Annotated in this window: 14 protein-coding genes; 8 read left to right on the forward strand and 6 right to left on the reverse strand. The window is 39.2% G+C overall.

Annotated elements, in window-relative coordinates:
* Positions 1-3: 3 nt before the first annotated feature.
* The gene (pyrE, locus tag BLS35_RS09400) at positions 4-663 is read right to left on the reverse strand and encodes an orotate phosphoribosyltransferase (protein ID WP_090780189.1); all 660 of its coding nucleotides are present in this window, start codon (positions 661-663) and stop codon (positions 4-6) included.
* Positions 664-1020: 357 nt separating this feature from the next.
* On the opposite strand from pyrE, the gene BLS35_RS09405 reads away from it, so the two are divergent.
* Both BLS35_RS09405 and BLS35_RS09410 read left to right on the forward strand, forming a co-directional pair.
* Positions 1021-1881, forward strand: coding sequence for a sigma-70 family RNA polymerase sigma factor (locus tag BLS35_RS09405; RefSeq protein ID WP_165973276.1), 861 nt, complete (start codon positions 1021-1023; stop codon positions 1879-1881).
* A gap of 113 nt (positions 1882-1994) precedes the next feature.
* Complete coding sequence (locus tag BLS35_RS09410; RefSeq protein WP_090780193.1) at positions 1995-2615, forward strand: NUDIX hydrolase; 621 nt, start codon at positions 1995-1997, stop codon at positions 2613-2615.
* Positions 2616-2637: 22 nt separating this feature from the next.
* Here the strand turns inward: BLS35_RS09410 and coaD are convergent, their stop codons facing one another.
* From coaD to BLS35_RS09425, 3 genes are read right to left on the reverse strand one after another with little or no spacing between them, the layout of a single operon-like run.
* Positions 2638-3099, reverse strand: coding sequence for a pantetheine-phosphate adenylyltransferase (coaD, locus tag BLS35_RS09415; protein ID WP_090780194.1), 462 nt, complete (start codon positions 3097-3099; stop codon positions 2638-2640).
* Positions 3100-3103: 4 nt separating this feature from the next.
* Positions 3104-3640 (reverse strand): RsmD family RNA methyltransferase, encoded by a 537-nt coding sequence (locus BLS35_RS09420; protein WP_090780196.1) that lies wholly within the window; start codon positions 3638-3640, stop codon positions 3104-3106.
* Positions 3631-4461 (reverse strand): DUF3822 family protein, encoded by an 831-nt coding sequence (locus BLS35_RS09425; protein WP_090780198.1) that lies wholly within the window; start codon positions 4459-4461, stop codon positions 3631-3633. The genes BLS35_RS09420 and BLS35_RS09425 overlap by 10 nt, the downstream gene beginning before the upstream one ends.
* Positions 4462-4513: 52 nt before the next feature.
* On the opposite strand from BLS35_RS09425, the gene BLS35_RS09430 reads away from it, so the two are divergent.
* Positions 4514-5956, forward strand: a complete 1443-nt coding sequence (locus BLS35_RS09430; RefSeq protein ID WP_090780200.1) for an ATP-dependent DNA helicase — start codon at positions 4514-4516, stop codon at positions 5954-5956.
* A gap of 17 nt (positions 5957-5973) precedes the next feature.
* Complete coding sequence (locus BLS35_RS09435) at positions 5974-6660, forward strand: MCP four helix bundle domain-containing protein (protein ID WP_090780202.1); 687 nt, start codon at positions 5974-5976, stop codon at positions 6658-6660.
* Here BLS35_RS09435 and BLS35_RS09440 read toward each other — a convergent pair.
* Positions 6657-7928 carry a sensor histidine kinase gene (locus tag BLS35_RS09440; protein ID WP_090780204.1) on the reverse strand — a complete coding sequence of 424 codons (1272 nt, stop codon included), beginning with the start codon at positions 7926-7928 and terminating at the stop codon, positions 6657-6659. The two genes, BLS35_RS09435 and BLS35_RS09440, sit on opposite strands and share 4 nt — an antisense overlap.
* 168 nt (positions 7929-8096) lie before the next feature.
* Between BLS35_RS09440 and BLS35_RS09445 the strand changes: the two genes are divergently transcribed.
* The 3 genes from BLS35_RS09445 to BLS35_RS09455 are packed head-to-tail and all read left to right on the forward strand — an operon-like array spanning position 8097 to position 13945.
* Positions 8097-9419, forward strand: a complete 1323-nt coding sequence (locus tag BLS35_RS09445) for a TolC family protein (RefSeq protein ID WP_254778785.1) — start codon at positions 8097-8099, stop codon at positions 9417-9419.
* A gap of 20 nt (positions 9420-9439) precedes the next feature.
* Positions 9440-10540 (forward strand): efflux RND transporter periplasmic adaptor subunit, encoded by a 1101-nt coding sequence (locus tag BLS35_RS09450; RefSeq protein WP_090780206.1) that lies wholly within the window; start codon positions 9440-9442, stop codon positions 10538-10540.
* Between the two features lie 21 nt (positions 10541-10561).
* A complete protein-coding gene (locus BLS35_RS09455; RefSeq protein WP_090780208.1) occupies positions 10562-13945 on the forward strand; it encodes an efflux RND transporter permease subunit in 3384 nt (1127 codons plus the stop codon).
* Positions 13946-14104: 159 nt separating this feature from the next.
* Here the strand turns inward: BLS35_RS09455 and BLS35_RS09460 are convergent, their stop codons facing one another.
* Positions 14105-15244 (reverse strand): histidine decarboxylase, encoded by a 1140-nt coding sequence (locus BLS35_RS09460; RefSeq protein WP_090780210.1) that lies wholly within the window; start codon positions 15242-15244, stop codon positions 14105-14107.
* Positions 15245-15622: 378 nt separating this feature from the next.
* On the opposite strand from BLS35_RS09460, the gene BLS35_RS09465 reads away from it, so the two are divergent.
* Positions 15623-16402 (forward strand): DUF3050 domain-containing protein, encoded by a 780-nt coding sequence (locus BLS35_RS09465; protein WP_090780410.1) that lies wholly within the window; start codon positions 15623-15625, stop codon positions 16400-16402.
* Positions 16403-16481: the final 79 nt, after the last annotated feature.

Raw genomic sequence — 16481 nt, forward strand, 5'->3', positions numbered from 1 at the left:
TAATTAGGTTAGTTTTTCTAATTCGTTAGCCCATTCTGCTGGGTTTCTACGCCATTTAGTTAAAAGATCTACGTCTTTTTGTGCAATAAAACTATGCTCTGCAGCATAATCAATTAATGTATTGTAGTTTGATAGTGTTGCATAACGGCATTTTGCTGCGGCAAAGTTTTCATCAGCCTGATCAAAACCATAAGTGAATATGGCAACTAATCCGGCAACAGATAATCCCGCTTTCCTCAATGCATCAACAGCTTGCAGACTGCTTTTACCTGTCGAAATCAGATCTTCTATAACTACTACTCTTTGTCCTTCAATAATTTCACCTTCGATCAGGCTTCCTGTTCCGTGTTCTTTTGCTTTAGCTCTTACATAAGCAAATGGTAATCCTAGTTCCTGGGCTACTAAAGCACCTTGAGGGATACCTGCAGTGGCAACTCCGGCAATCAGATCCACAGAACCAAATTCTTCCTGGATTAATTGTGTAAGTTTTTGTCTGATGTAAGTCCTAACAGATGGATGGGAAAGGGTGATCCTATTGTCACAATAAATAGGAGATTTCCAACCTGAAGCCCATGTAAATGGGTTGTTTGGTTGTAACTTTATTGCTTTTATTTGTAATAAAAATTCAGCTACCTTTAATTCAATATCACTTTTATTATACATGGCGCAAAAATACGGATTTCTTTACAATTTGTGTTAATACTACCCTAAACTTATGTGATTAAGGAGTATAGACAATTGAAGAAAATGCTCGGTTAAATAATTAATTCCTATAGGCCCAAATATCGTTAATTAAAACTGCCGGTAAAAGTTATTTTTTGGCTTTTGTTGATAATCAATGTAATAAAGAATTTATTGGAATTAAATTTGGGTGAGGGGTGTTATTTTCACCTTGTATAAAATTTCATTCTGTAAATCGGTCATTTTTTGGTGGAAACCTCGGTTGTTTATGCTAGGCTAGTCTTTTCGAATATGTCTATGGAACTTTGTCTTCTGGTCACACAAAAGATAGCGTTTTATATGAAGGACATTAAGATAGAAAGATCTATTACCAGGCGCGGCGAGGATTCGTTGGCGCGCTACCTAAAGGAGATATCCAGGTTTCCATTGCTTAAAGTAGAAGAGGAAGTGATATTGGCAAAAAAAATCAGTACAGGGGATAAGGCCGCATTGGAAAAACTGGTGAATTGTAACTTACGTTTTGTAGTGTCGGTTGCTAAAAAATATGAAATAGAGGGCATGCCTTTGGTTGATCTGATTTCGGAAGGGAATATAGGCTTGGTAAAAGCGGCGAAGCGTTTTGATGAAAGCAGAGGTTTTAAATTTATTTCTTATGCGGTTTGGTGGATTAGGCAAGCGATTATGTATAGTATTGGGATTCATAAGCGGATGATAAGGTTACCTATGAATCAGGTGTGCGGGATCATGGACCTCTGGAAATCTGAAGGTTTGCTGGAACAGCGACTGCAGCGTTCGCCTACTTTGGAGGAGTTGACAGAATTTATGGGACTTCCTGACGACCGTCTGAGGGATTATTTATCAAACTCTGCTGATGTTTTTTCATTGGACTTGCCATTGGAAGATGCGGAGGACACGCCAAGAATGGCTATGATGACCGATCCAATGGCAATGTCGCCTGATGCTAACCTGGAACAGGAGGCGTTTCAAATCAATATTCAGCGGATCATGAATGTGCTTAGCCCACGTGACCAACATATTCTTCGACTGGCCTATGGAATGGGGGGAGGCAGACCATTGCCAAATGAGGACATCAGTAATTTATTGGGACTGAGTTCCGAAACCATCCGGAGGGCAAAGCAGAAAGCACTGTTTAAATTACGTGAAATGAAAGAGGTAAAAACGATGCTGCAATATCTGTAGTAGGACATTATTTTTTTCGTGGTAATTCTGTACTTTTAAAAAATGATTTTCATTGCGGAAATACGCATTGGGGCGTGCTTGAACAATCATTTTTAAAATATTGGCTACGAATTATGAAGACTTACAGGATTTATATCAACGATAATACACTATATATAACTGACAATGTTCCAGATTTATCTCCAGAAGTTGAACGTTTAAGTGTTGTAGGCTTTGATTTTTCGACATTTTACAAGCAAGTAGCTGGCTTATCTGGTAAATCGTACTTGTTACTAGATTCAGACCCAAAAGCTTTGTTTAAAAGAATTAAAAGTAGCTGCTTAATTATTAAAGCAGCCGGTGGATTGGTTGCTAACGCTAAAGGGAATTACCTTTTTATTTTTAGGAATAAAAAATGGGATTTGCCAAAAGGAAAGGTTGAAACCGGCGAGAAAATGAAAGAGGCTGCATTGCGTGAAGTGGAAGAAGAATGTGGCGTAAAGATCTTCACCAATGATGAAAAGCTTTGCAAAACTTACCATGTGTATACATTGGGGGCTAAAATAGTTTTAAAGAAAACCAATTGGTACAGTATGACGGTTAAAGGAGTTCCTAAACTGATTCCTCAAAAAGAAGAGGGGATTACTAAAGCCTGTTGGTTAAGTAGGGCCGAATTGGCGCCTGTACTGAAAAACACTTATCCTTCTATTGTACAGGTATTGGAAGTTGGGGATATTGTACTCTTAGGACTATAAAATATGCACAAGAGGCAGTTCCTTATAAAAAAGGAAGTGCCTCTTGTGGTAAAAATTGACTTACATTTCCATTGTTGCGTAAGATATCGCGGACAATGGTTGAGCTGATCGCAGAATATTCAGGCTTGCTCAATATAAAGATGGTTTCCATTTCAGGCATCATCGTTTGGTTGATTTGTGCAATTGCCCTTTCATACTCAAAATCACCAACAGAGCGAATTCCCCTGACCATGTATTTTGCATTTATTTTTCTGCAAAAATCTACCGTTAAGCCTTCATAAAGCTGTACCTCAACCTGTGCAGTATCTGCAAATACGGTTTTTACAATTTCTTCACGCTGCTCTGCAGATAGAAAGCTTTGTTTTGAACTGTTTAGTCCAATGCCAACTACGATTTTATCAAATAAAGGCAGTGCACGCTTTAGTATATCTACGTGAGCGATGGTTATAGGGTCGAATGAACCAGGGAAAAGTGCAATCTTCATAAGGTTAAATTTTTTCAAAGAAACTGAAAGAGGAATTTCCATACCTTCGGGTTTCTTTATAACCCGGTTGGTCTTTCATCTTTAGTAAAGATGGGTGTTCTACTATTAATAAGCCGTTATCAGTAAGTAAATTATTCCTTAACACCAACTGGGGTATCAATGGAATGGTCGGTAAGTCGTAAGGCGGATCTGCAAAAATGATCTGATAAGTATCCTGATGACCTTCCAAAAATTTAAAAACATCGGCCTTTTGGACATCTATTTCTGGCAGATCGAATTTTTTAATCACTGATTTTACCCAAAACACACATCCCGAATGCTTGTCTACCGAAGTAACGTGCTTTATTCCTCTCGATGCAAATTCTATGCTAACGTTGCCTGTTCCGCAAAACAGATCAAGTGCACGGCACTCTTCAAAATCGTAAGTATTATACAGGATATTAAAAAGGGCTTCTTTGGCCATATCCGTAGTTGGCCTAACCGGTAAGCTTTCTGGAGCATTAAGGCGAATGCCTTTTAATCTTCCACCTATTATTCGCATAAATCAAGTGCTAGTAAGCTGCTGTAATAATGAGCAGGCATATCATCTAATATTTTGTGGTCTATTTCTTTAGCAGGAGGCAAACTGAAATTGATATTGCTAAAGTACTTTGTGATACATTGGTAATAATCATCTCCAGAATGTATAATACCACTTAACTGTACTTCTGTGTCAGCTGTATTGATATTAAGCTGGTTAATGATCAATAAAAGATAGTAGTTGAATTCTTCAGCATTATCAGTCTGGTAATAATTCTGAAAGATCAACTTTTCAGCAGTACTATACAAAGCGTTGAACGAAGATGCAGTAAAATCGAGTACCAAGCTAGTCTTGTTATGCTGAGCTGCAAGGGCCAATACCGGCGCATTTTGTGCATACAATTTGCAATTGTTCAGGGATGTTGCCAATGTTTCTTCAGTAAATTGCTGAAGGGTAAAGATTGAGGTAAAACCAAAAGTTTTAAATGGCCTGGTATATAAGGTGTTTGATTGTGCTTCGGTAAAGAATTTAGCGTATTGATTGAGCTGTTTTGGATCAAACAGTTCATTAGGGATATTAATGGAATTCTCTGTATATACAGCTGCTTTAATTTCTTTAAAAGCTAAGGTTAAGTAAACATCATTTTTTAGTTTGTTCGCCAGCATTGCTGGTACATGCTCACATTCCTGCTCATCGTAAACTGCTTTAAGTTGTCTGCTGCCCTTATCTATGATGGCATAAGAGAAACTATCTGGTGTTATTTTTAACAACAGGTCGCAATCTGCAGCCGTATTTAGGTCAAATTCAGGATCAACTAATAGTATGCTGTTTTTATTATCCATATTAGCAAAATTAATCCTTTTTTCTATAAGATCACCATCGCATATTTGTTAAATGGATAAAGCAGCAATTATTGCCCAATCTTATGAATTTACTCCGACTGCCGAACAGCTTTCTTTTTGTAAAGAAATGGCTTCTTTTTTATCGCAGGACTTGGATAATCAGTGTTTTATATTAAGAGGGTATGCAGGGACGGGTAAAACTACTTCAGTAGGGGCTTTGGTAAAGGCTTTGGCAAAATTTAAAATTCGCTCGGTATTAATGGCGCCCACAGGAAGGGCGGCAAAGGTAATGAGCAATTACACGGGTAAAAAAGCATTAACTATTCATAAAAAAATATACAGAAAGAAGTCGGCGGTTTCGACTGAACTATCCTTTCAGCTGGCGCCTAATTTGGCTGAGCATACACTTTTTATCATCGATGAGGCTTCGATGGTTGCCGATGAATGGATTACACATACTGGTTCTTCTTTTTTAAAGGACCTTATGCAATTTGTATACAATGGAAAAAACTGCGCTGCTTTATTTGTGGGGGATACAGCTCAGTTGCCGCCAGTTGGTAGCATTGATAGCCCGGCTTTAAATTCAGCTTATATCGCAGCTAATTTTGGCGTTCTGGTTAAAAGTGTTGAGCTGAAAGAGGTCGTGCGGCAGGAAAAGAAATCGGGGATATTGGCCAATGCGACCATGCTGCGTAAGCTGATCAACGATCTGGAAGCCAAAAGTGATGGGGAGGTAGTGTTGCCTAAATTTATCACTAAAAACTATAAAGATATTTTTAGGATGACGGGCTTAAAGCTGGTAGAGGGTTTAGAATATGCTTATAGTAAGTTTGGTATAGAGAATTCTCTGGTTGTTTGCAGGTCTAATAAATCTGCCAATGTGTACAATCAACAGATTAGGGCAAGGTTGCTTTACCGAGAGGAAGAGTTGACCGGTGGTGACCAGATTATGGTAGTCAGGAATAATTATTTTTGGTTGCCCGAAAATGAAGCTGCAGCTTTTATTGCCAATGGTGATATGGCCAAGGTGGTAAGGGTAAGGAAAACGGAGGAACGTTATGGCTTTCGTTTTTCGGAGGTACAATTGGAGTTTATGGATTTTCCGGATGTGGGACTGGTTACCTGCAAAGTAATGTTGGATACGCTCACTGTAGAAGCGCCAAATTTATCCTATGAACAAGGAAATAAGCTATTTGAACAGTTGAATATAGATTACGAGCATATCAAAAATAAGCGGGATAGATTCAATGCAATCAAAGAGGATCCTTATTTTAATGCCTTACAAATTAAGTTCGCCTATGCGGTGACTTGCCATAAAGCTCAGGGCGGACAATGGGATGCTGTTTTTGTTGACCAGGGCTATTTAACGGATGAAATGGTAGATATGGATTTTTTAAGATGGCTATATACAGGTGTGACAAGAGCGAAAAGAGAATTATTTTTAGTAAATTTTGCTCCTAACTTATTTTTAGCTCCTGCTGAGGATCAATTTTAAATTTAAATAATGTAATTATGAGATTTGCATATTCTATTAAACAAAAAATGAAAATAGCAGTGTTGTTGTTCTGCATCATGGCCTGCACCCTTTTGATTCGTTTTTTGGAGGATAAAAGTGTAAAGAGCATGAATGAGTCATTTGTATCTATGTACAATGACAGATTGATTCCTGCTACTGATTTGTTTTATGTGGCAGAGAATGCTTATTTAAAAAAATCTTTGTTTGAAGACGCTTTGTACGGAGCAGATCAGGCTTTTGATGCGGAAAGCTTAAAGTCGAAGTTGGCTAAGCTAAACGTTTCAATCGATTCGTTGATTAATAAGTATGGTAAAACCTTCCTGGTAAAACTTGAGAAGGAACAGTTGGAGGAACTTAAAAAAGGTCTTGAAAGTACAGTAGGGGTAGAGAATAGGATTTTGGCTATCGCGACTACTCAAGGCGTAGAAGAAGCGAGAAAGCTCTATAACAACGAGGGAAGAGATTCTTCAAACAAGACCATAAAAAAATTATCCGAGCTGATGAGTATTCAGAAACAAATTGGAGAGGAATTGATCAAGGATTCTGCCTTTATGGTTTCTGGTAATAAGCTATATTCTAGTTTTCAGGTGGTTTTGGCTATTGTTATAGGTATTCTAATTGTGGGAATTGTATTTACTTCTAATGTGGTAAAGATCAATAACGAGAAGTTTAACTTGAATTAGGCTGCTACTAATGGTATGGTGATTTGAAAGGTTGTGCCTTCATTTTCTTTGCTGTTAACGGTTATCGAGCCGCCATGGCGTTCAATAATTTGCCTGGAGATGTGCAGCCCTAAGCCTATTGATTTTTCACCTTTAAGTCCCGGCCGCCCTGCTTTAGAGAACTGATCAAAGAGTATTTCCTGTAGGTTATCTGGGATGCCAATTCCAAAATCTGTAATCCGGATGATGCATTTATCTGCTGACCTGGAAAGTTCAATATTGATCGGTGTTTCTGGTTTGGAGAACTTTAATCCGTTCCCAATGAGGTTGTCTATAACTCTGGTTAGTTTAGATGGGTTAACTGCTGCGGTAAGTGCAGGATCGTCCGGATTAAAATTTATAATTCTTTCCTTGTTTACATTTTTTTGCCAGTTGTCGCAAATTCCATTCATGAAAGCGATCATATTGGTGGTTTGAAGCTGGAAGGGGGCCCTGTCATTTTGTGCGACTTCAATTAAATCGTTGATAATGCTTTTTGCCTGACGCGTAGAGGTAAGGATCAGCTGCATTTCCATACTGTTTTTATTGGGATCTTCTTCTAGCGCAATTCGGGTTAATGCCTCGATATTATTTAGAGGATTTCTAAGATCATGCGCCACAAATCCAAGGATTTCACCTTTTTGATGATTAAGGAGTTGAACTTCCATGTTCTTTTCTTCCAGCTGTTTAACTTTTACAAATTGTTCCGCTTTAAAGTAATAGCCATATCTGGAGCAGGCATAAAGGAAAAATGCGAGTACACCAGACATGATGACGTTGAGTAGTTTTTGCTGACTACTAATGTTGGGTATCAGCATAGCGGCAATAAACAGACATACAATGTAAATAGAAATGAGAACGATTTGTTTAAATTCAAGTGCAAAGAAAACACTCACAGCAACTATTCCAGTAAGAAATATAGTCAGCGTGTTCTTCGGATTAAACAAGGAGAAAAGGTAACTTACCGTAAAAGATGTAGTTAAGAGAAATAGGCAAAATAGCACGATCAGTACATTTCTACCAGCTGTTTTCCAATGTTTGGATCTTAAAGCGTAACTACTAAGAAGTATAAACAAAGAAGAACCAGCAATTTGAACCCAGTTAAGGGTATTGTACAGATTCAGGTTAGGCATAGATACTAATGCATCCTGGTAAAAGATCGAGGTCATCCTTACCGCAAGTGCAACGATCAGCAAGAATGTACCTAAAATGGTGACTTGTTTGGTGTTAATGTAGCTATAAGTATCCATAAACTCACTGGAATACTTTTTCGGAATTCTATATCTAAATAAATGAAGCACTCTTTTTTTTGGTAGTAAAAATAATGAAAGGAAATGAAGTTGTATGATATATTATATTATTTTTACTGAAAGTAATTAATATTTATGATGGCTATGGTACATAAAATTTATTTGATTATGATGCTGCTTTGTATAAACATTGTAGTTAAAGCCCAAGGAAGAGACTCCTTAAACTATAAATTTAGCCTCAAATCAGCGATTGATTTTGCCTTAACCCACCAAACAGCCGTTTTAAATGCATCCGTTGATGAGGAAATTGCCCGCAATACGGTAAAGCAAACTGTTGGTATTGGTTTGCCGCATGTATCTACTTCATTTAATTTTCAGGATTTTCTGAAGTTGCCAACTACGCTATTGCCGGGTGAATTTGCTTCTCCACCCTCCAGTACACCTATTCCGGTTACGTTTGGTACAAAATACAGCTCTACCTTAGGCATCCAATTAAATCAGTTGTTGTTTGATGGAAGCTATATTGTAGGCTTACAGGCTTCAAAAACCTATAAGGAATTGTCGGTAAGAAATAGTACACGTACAAGGATAGAAACAGCAGTTGCGGTAACAAAAGCTTATTATTCTGCATTAGTGAGTAAGGAACAATTGGTTTTAATTGATGCGAACCTTGTGCAACTCACAAAATCGTTAAATGATACCGAAGCGATGTTTAAGAATGGTTTTTCGGAAAAGATTGATGTGGATCGGCTTCAGGTGCTGAAGAATAATCTGGAAACTGATCGGGAGAACGTAGTACGTTTATTCGATATTAATGTTGATTTGCTTAAGTTTCAAATGGGGATGCCCATACAAGTTAGTCTTGTGCTTACGGATAAAATAAGTGATGTAAGGGCTGAGCCTGTTGCTTTACAGGTTTCCGACACTGCGGCCTATAAGGGGAGAATAGAATATTCTTTACTAGAAACACAGAAAAAATTAAACGAGTTAGATTTAAGACGACAAAAAAGTATGTTCCTGCCTACACTGTCAGGCTTTGCGAGCGCATCGAAGAGTTTTCAATCAGATGATCTTCCAAAACACTTCGAGCAGAGTTTTCCAACTTCAGTAATAGGGCTTACACTTTCCTGGAATATCATTAATGGTGGGCAACGTATTTATCAGGTCCGCAACGCGAAACTGACGGTTCAGAAGTCGGAAAACGACATGTTGAATTTAAAGAATGGCATTTCATTGGAGATTTCAAATGGTCAAAAAGCATACCTCAGCAGTCTACGCTCGGTTGAAAACCAACAACGAAACCTTAGTCTTTCGGCCGAAATCCTTAGAGTTAGCCGTATCAAATATGAACAAGGCGTTGGTTCTAGTTTGGAAGTGACTATCGCCGAAACCTCTTTAAAAGAAGCTCAGAACAATTATATCAAAGCACTATATGATCTGCTGATTAATAAAGTAGATTTAGATAAGGCTGCAGGAAGAATCAATTATTAACCTCAAAATACTAGATAACGATGAAAAGACCATTATATACAATCGCACTGGCCCTTCTCTTGGCTTCCTGTTCATCAGATAATCCTAAGGACAAAAAGGCAACATTGGAAAAGCTTAAAAAAGAGCGCACGGCATTGAATGGGAAAATAGAAAAGCTGGAGTCGGAATTAGGTCAGAACAAGAAGAAAGTTGATTTTAAAGATGTTGCTGTAACGGAATTAGCGGAAACACATTTTCGGAATTATGTAGAAGTACAGGGGCGGGTTGATGCGGAAGAGAATGTAGATATTATGCCTGAGGTGCCGGGTACGGTGACTGCCATTTATGTAAAGGCGGGACAACATGTTAATAAGGGGCAGGTATTGGTTCAGCTAGACGATAAGGTATTGAAACAGAATGTTGCTCAACTGCAAACTCAGTTAGATCTGGCGAGGACTGTTTTTGACCGTCAGAAAAATTTGTGGGATCAAAAAATAGGTACCGAGGTTCAATATTTAACAGCAAAGAGCCAGAAAGAGGGGTTGGAACGACAACTTGCAGGATTAAAATCGCAGGCCTCGATGAGTAAGGTGAAAAGTCCGGTTTCTGGAACTGTGGATGCGATGGAACTGAAGTTGGGACAATCTGTGGCACCTGGATCACCAATGGGGATAAGGGTAGTAAATGCCGACAGACTGAAAGTAAAAGCGCTGGTTTCTGAAAATTATGGAGGAAAGGTAAACCAGGGTGATGAGGTTACGATTTCTTTACCTGATGTGCCAGAGAATCTGAATGCGAAGGTATCCTTTGCCGCTAAGATGATTGATCCGGTTTCGAGGGGATTTAATGTGGAAGTGAAATTGCCTTCAAACAAGAAATATCGTCCTAATATGGTGGCCATCTTAAAAATTATAGACTATAGCAATGATAAGGCACTGGTGGTTCCTGTAAATGCGATACAAAAATCGGAAAGCAGTGAATATGTTTTCATAGCCGTAGATGGTAAAGCGAAAAAGGTAAACATTAAGTCTGGAAAGGTTTCGGATGGAAAAGCAGAGGTTTTATCCGGTTTAAAGGTAGGGGATAAGGTCATCATTACCGGTTTTCAGGACCTGAACGACGGGGATTCGGTTAAGTTGTAAATTAATTATTCATAATAGAATATGAAGGATGTTAATAAAGAGTTTGGACCGTCTAGTTGGGCGATAGATAACAGAACGGCTATATACGTATTTACGTGTTTACTGATGATTGCCGGCTATTTTTCCTACCACAGTCTGCCAAAAGAGAATTTTCCGGAGGTGATTATCCCAAAGATATTTGTGCAAACGGTATATCCAGGTACTTCGCCTGCTAATATAGAAAACCTGGTGACCAAGCAGCTGGAAAAGGAAATTCGAGGGACATTGGGATTGAAAAAAATCACTTCCAATTCGTACCAGGATTTCTCATTTATTACTGCAGAGTTTAACACTGGGGTAGATATAAAAGATGCCAAACAACGGGTAAAGGATGCTGTAGATAAGGCCAGGACAGATCTTCCATCTGATTTACCGGCCGATCCGGTGATCATGGATATCAATCTTTCTGATCTGCCAATTATGTATATCAATATCTCGGGTGATTATGACCTAAAGAAATTAAAGGAATATGCTGATGATATTCAAGATCGGGTTGAAGGTTTGAAAGAGATTGCCGGAGTGGATATTGTGGGCGCGCTGGAACCTGAAATACAGATCAATGTTGATTTACGTAAGATGGAGGCTGCGCATATCTCATTCAATGATATCGCTATGGCGGTAAGTAAAGAGAATAAAACGATATCTGGGGGGTCGGTGAAGATGGACGGGATGCTGCGGACTTTAAATGTTAAGAAAGAGTTTAAAGATGCTGAAGAGATTGGTAACCTGATTGTTAAAACGCCTTCGGGCGGTTCTGTTTATTTAAAGGATATTGCCGAAGTAAAGGATTCATTTAAGGAGCAAAATAGTTACGCCCGATTGTACGGGAAAAATGTAATTACCCTAAATGTGAGAAAGCGAAGTGGCGAAAACCTGATTGAGGCCTCGGATAAGATCAATGCACTATTGAAGGAGATGAAGGGGAAGGTGATTCCTGAGAAGCTGAACATTACGATTACGGGTGATCAGAGCGATCAGACGCGGGTTACACTTCATGATCTGATCAATACCATCATTATTGGTTTTATTCTGGTAACACTGATTCTGATGTTTTTTATGGGGGTAACCAATGCGCTATTTGTAGCGATGTCTGTGCCGCTGTCTATGTTTATTGCTTTCCTTTTGATGCCAGTGTTGGGTGGCGTATTCGATTTTAATTTTACCATGAACATGATGGTACTGTTTTCTTTTTTACTGGGACTGGGGATTGTGGTGGATGATGCAATTGTGGTAATAGAGAATACGCACCGGATTTTTGACAATGGTAAAGTTCCTATTGTGCAGGCTGCTAAAGTAGCTACTGGGGAAGTGTTTTTACCGGTGTTGTCAGGTACTTTAACCACATTGGCGCCTTTCTTCCCTTTGTTGTTTTGGCCTGGAATTATTGGTGAATTTATGTATTTCTTGCCGGTTACATTGATTGTTACGCTATCAGCTTCGTTGATTGTAGCTTATATCATTAACCCGGTCTTTGCAGTTGATTTTATGAAACCGCATCATGATGATGAAGGTCAGCGGCCTACTTTTAACAAGGCGGTTAAGCGTACGATAGTGGTCTTTACAATTCTGGCCATAATTGGTTATCTGGTGAATTTTGGCTTAGGAAATTTCGTAGTATTACTGGCTTTGCTTTATTTGCTAAACCATTTTGTGCTGACTGGAATGATCAAAAAATTCCAGACGGTAACCTGGCCTAAGGTGGTAAATGGCTATCACAGCTTATTGGTGTGGGCTTTAAAACGTCCACGTACTATGATATGGGGTACTGTAGGCTTGTTTTTCTTTACAGTGATCCTGGTTGGCGTGGTGCCACCGAGAATTGTTTTTTTTCCTGCTGCTGATCCTAATTTTGCATATGTCTATATTGAGTTGCCTGTGGGTACCGACCAGGCGTATACGAGTAAGGTGGTGGAAAAGGTTGAAGCGCAGGTGACAACGGTTGTAGGCCGTAATAACCCTGATGTTTCTTCCATAATTTCGAATGTTACAGTTGGGGTTACGGATCCTCAGGGTGAAGATCAGGGCGAGTATACCAATAAGGGTAAGGTAACGGTTGCTTTTGTGGCTTATGGTAAACGTAAGGGCGAACGTACTATTAATTACCTGGATAAGATTCGTCAGGCAGTAAAGGGGATTCCCGGAGCAGAAATTACGGTTGCTCAAGAGCAGGGTGGTCCGCCAACAGCAAAACCGATCAGTATTGAAATTACTGGTGATGATTTGGATTCCATTGCGGTAACGGCAGATCGATTGAAGAAATTTCTGGATAACAAACAGATTGCTGGTGTAGAGGAATTGAAGACAGACTTTCAGAACAATAAGCCGGAAATTATTTTTAATATAAATAGAGAAAGGGCCAATCGTGAGGGGGTTTCCACACAGGATATCGGTAATTCTTTAAGAGCTGCATTGTACGGTTACGAAGTTTCAAAGTTTAGGGATGTAAATGATGATTATGAAATTAATGTACGTGCAAAGGAGGACCAAAGGAATAACCTGGAAGCTTTAAGAAATATGAAGATCACCTATAGGGATATGGGAATGAATGGGATCATCAGGCAAGTGCCAATATCTGCTTTTGCTGATGTAGATTATGTGAATACTTATGGTGGTATTAAGCGTAAACAGCAGAAAAGGATTATTATTCTTTCTTCGAACGTATTGTCGGAGTATAATGCCAATGAGGTGGTTGCCAATATTCAGAGTGAGATCAACGAGTTTAAGGCGCCTGATGGGGTAGTGATCAAGATGGCCGGCGAGCAGGAAGAGCAAATGGAGACCGCGGCATTTTTAGGCACAGCCATGATTAGCGCGTTGTTTATCATTTTAATTATCCTCGTATTGCAGTTTAACTCTATCAGTAAACCTATCGTTATTTTAAGTGAGATTCTGTTTAGTGTAATTGGCGTTTTACTAGGAATAACAATCTTCCGTATGGAATTGTCGATCGTTATGACTGGTTTGGGAATCGTAGCCCTCGCTGGTATTGTGGTGCGTAACGGAATATTGCTGGTTGAATTTGCGGATCTGATGGTGAGTCAGGGGATGGAGGTGCGAGAGGCTGTTATTGAAGCTGGTCGGACCAGGATGACACCTGTATTGCTCACTGCAACGGCGACAATGCTTGGATTGGTGCCATTGGCTGTAGGCTTAAATATAGATTTTGTGACCATGTTTACTGAATTGCATCCGCATCTTTACTTTGGGGGGGATAACGTTGCATTCTGGGGGCCATTATCGTGGACAATCATCTTTGGGTTGAGTTTTGCCACTTTCTTAACGCTGGTTTTGGTTCCATGTATGTATTTGGTTGCGGATAAGAATTCTAAAAGGATAAAGTCGCTTTTTTTGAAAAGTAAAAAATAACCGTTCTCCTCGAAGGCTGGAACCTTTGCCTGAAGGAGGCAAAATTCCTAGGCCTTTACGGAGAAGGTAATTTTTTTGTCAAGCTGGGCGCCTTATTGTAAGGTACCTAGTTTGTTTATGGTTGGTATCAAATAAGCGTTTTTTTATTTGCTTGGTTGGTTATAAGGTTGGTGTGGCTACTTTTGAGCTGATGATTTCTTGTATCAGCTCATCGATTTGTATTTTGGTGATGTTGGGCATACAGATAATATGCGACCAGCCACCTTCGGCAGCGAGCTGCCATTTCTGCCTGATTTTTAAATCTGGTTCAGGGAAGTTTACAGTAATGGCATTTGCATTTCTCCAGGCTGGGATGCCTATTTCTTTAAGCTTTTGTTCAGCGTAACTGGCAGTTTCAAGGCAATGTTTAGCACGTTCTTTTAGACCAGCAATACCTAGTTTTTTTATGGTGTACCACAAGAATAGGGGGCTGTGTCCGTTTCTGGAGCCGGAAATGGTAGTATCCATACTTCCGATGTAAGCTACGGAACGCGCAATTCTATCTCTATTTGATTTTTTAGCTATGACTACACCGCATGGCATTGGAGACCCAATGAATTTGTGACCGCTAATGGCTATGCTGTCGGCACCATCAACAAAATCAAAGGCAGGGCGGGGTTCTATTAGTGCGCTATAACTACCAGATAGGGCACCGTCTGCATGGATATAATAATGTTTGATGGCAAGCTTTTTTAAAATCAGTTTGATTTTACTGATGTCATCACGCGCTTCGGTCATAGTGGTACCTATATTGGCCATTATGATCACGGGCATGTGCCTGTTCATTCGGATGGTGTTTTCCAGGTCTTCGTAATCAATTTCTCCGTTATCCTGAGTGCTGATTACAATGTTGGACATGTTTAAGAGGTGTAGATTCTTTTGTACGCTATAGTGTGTAGCCTCAGAGTAGTAGACCATACCTTTAGGGTGGAGTTCTCTGGCAAGGTATAGGCCGTAAAGATTACCTTCCGAACCACCATTAGTTACATAACCCCACCAATCGTGTGGCTCTGCTCTAAATAGCTCAGCAAAAAATTGTACGACCTCTTTTTCAATTTCACGTGAACCAACCGCGTAAGTGGATGGGACAAATGGATCACCCAGATTATTCATAGGGTATTCCATAAAGGGCATTAGTTCGGTATAGTTAAAGTCTTTAGATACAGGATATCCCATGAAGTAATCAGTATTCGTTTTTACTTCTTCTAGTAATTTTTCAAGTATCTGTTTTTCGCCTGTTGATAAGGAATTTGTATGCATTGTTTGGTCGTTTTGTACTGCAAAAATATGTTTAATGAAATTAAATATTAATAAATAGACTTGATTAAGAATATTATGTTGTTTGTTTTGTTTATTTGAAATAATGATTTGAATGGGAGTCCTTAAATCTCCGCAGGCTTTAAGGAAATTTTGCAGTTTTATTTCAGTCTCTGCAGAGTCGTTCGTTCTTTCCCAGAAATTTTGGTTGCTCAGAGAGGACCTAGGATTAACTCATAGCGTTAATTGGTTTTAACGGATTCGTTGAGCTCGCAAGCTCGGTTCATTTGTTTTTTGTCAAGAAAAAACAATTTATTCCAGTCCTCGAAGAGTCAACCAAAATTTCCTTTTACATTTGCGGCCAATTATAAAACGAAGGCAATGAACAGACCTCTGGAAAACATTCAAGCATCAATAGCTTCATTAAGAGCAGAAATTATTAACCATAAGGTTTACGCCGTAATTGAGGATCTGGAAGATTTGAGGATCTTTATGGAATATCATGTTTACGCGGTTTGGGATTTTATGTCTCTATTAAAGTCTTTGCAGATTAACTTGACTTGTACTCAGGTTCCCTGGTTTCCTGTTGGCTCGGGCAATACGCGGGCTTTGATCAATGAAATCGTTGCAGGAGAAGAGTCTGACGTGGATGCAAATGGAGATAAGAAAAGCCATTTTGAAATGTATCTGGATGCGATGCAACAATGTGGAGCAGATACGACACAGATTAATAGGTTTACAGAGACATTAAAAGCTACCGGTGATTTTGAAAAGGCCTATACTTTTTCAGGTACACCAGCGGCAGCTAGAAGTTTTGTTGATTATACTTTTAAAATCATTAATAGCGGGGAAGCACATCTACAGGCCAGCACTTTTACATTTGGGAGAGAGGATTTGATTCCAAATATGTTCCTGACTATAGTAAATGATCTCAATACAAAATTCCCAGATCAGATTTCGCTTTTCAAATATTACCTGGACAGACACATTGAAGTTGATGGTGACCATCACAGTCATCTTGCTTTGGCCATGACCTCAGAACTTTGTGCTGATAACGAATCACATTGGAAAGCAGCTGAGGCAGCAACTATCGAATCCTTAAAAAAACGTATTGAACTTTGGGACGGTGCCTACGAGGAAATCATGGCAGTGAAAAGTTAATAAAGCACCTTACAAAGGGTCCTTCGTGAAACTCAATCCCTGAGTTTGTGACGCGGAATTTTGGTTGCTCAGAACGAAC

The sequence above is a fragment of the Pedobacter sp. ok626 genome (assembly GCF_900100435.1).
Classification (GTDB): domain Bacteria; phylum Bacteroidota; class Bacteroidia; order Sphingobacteriales; family Sphingobacteriaceae; genus Pedobacter.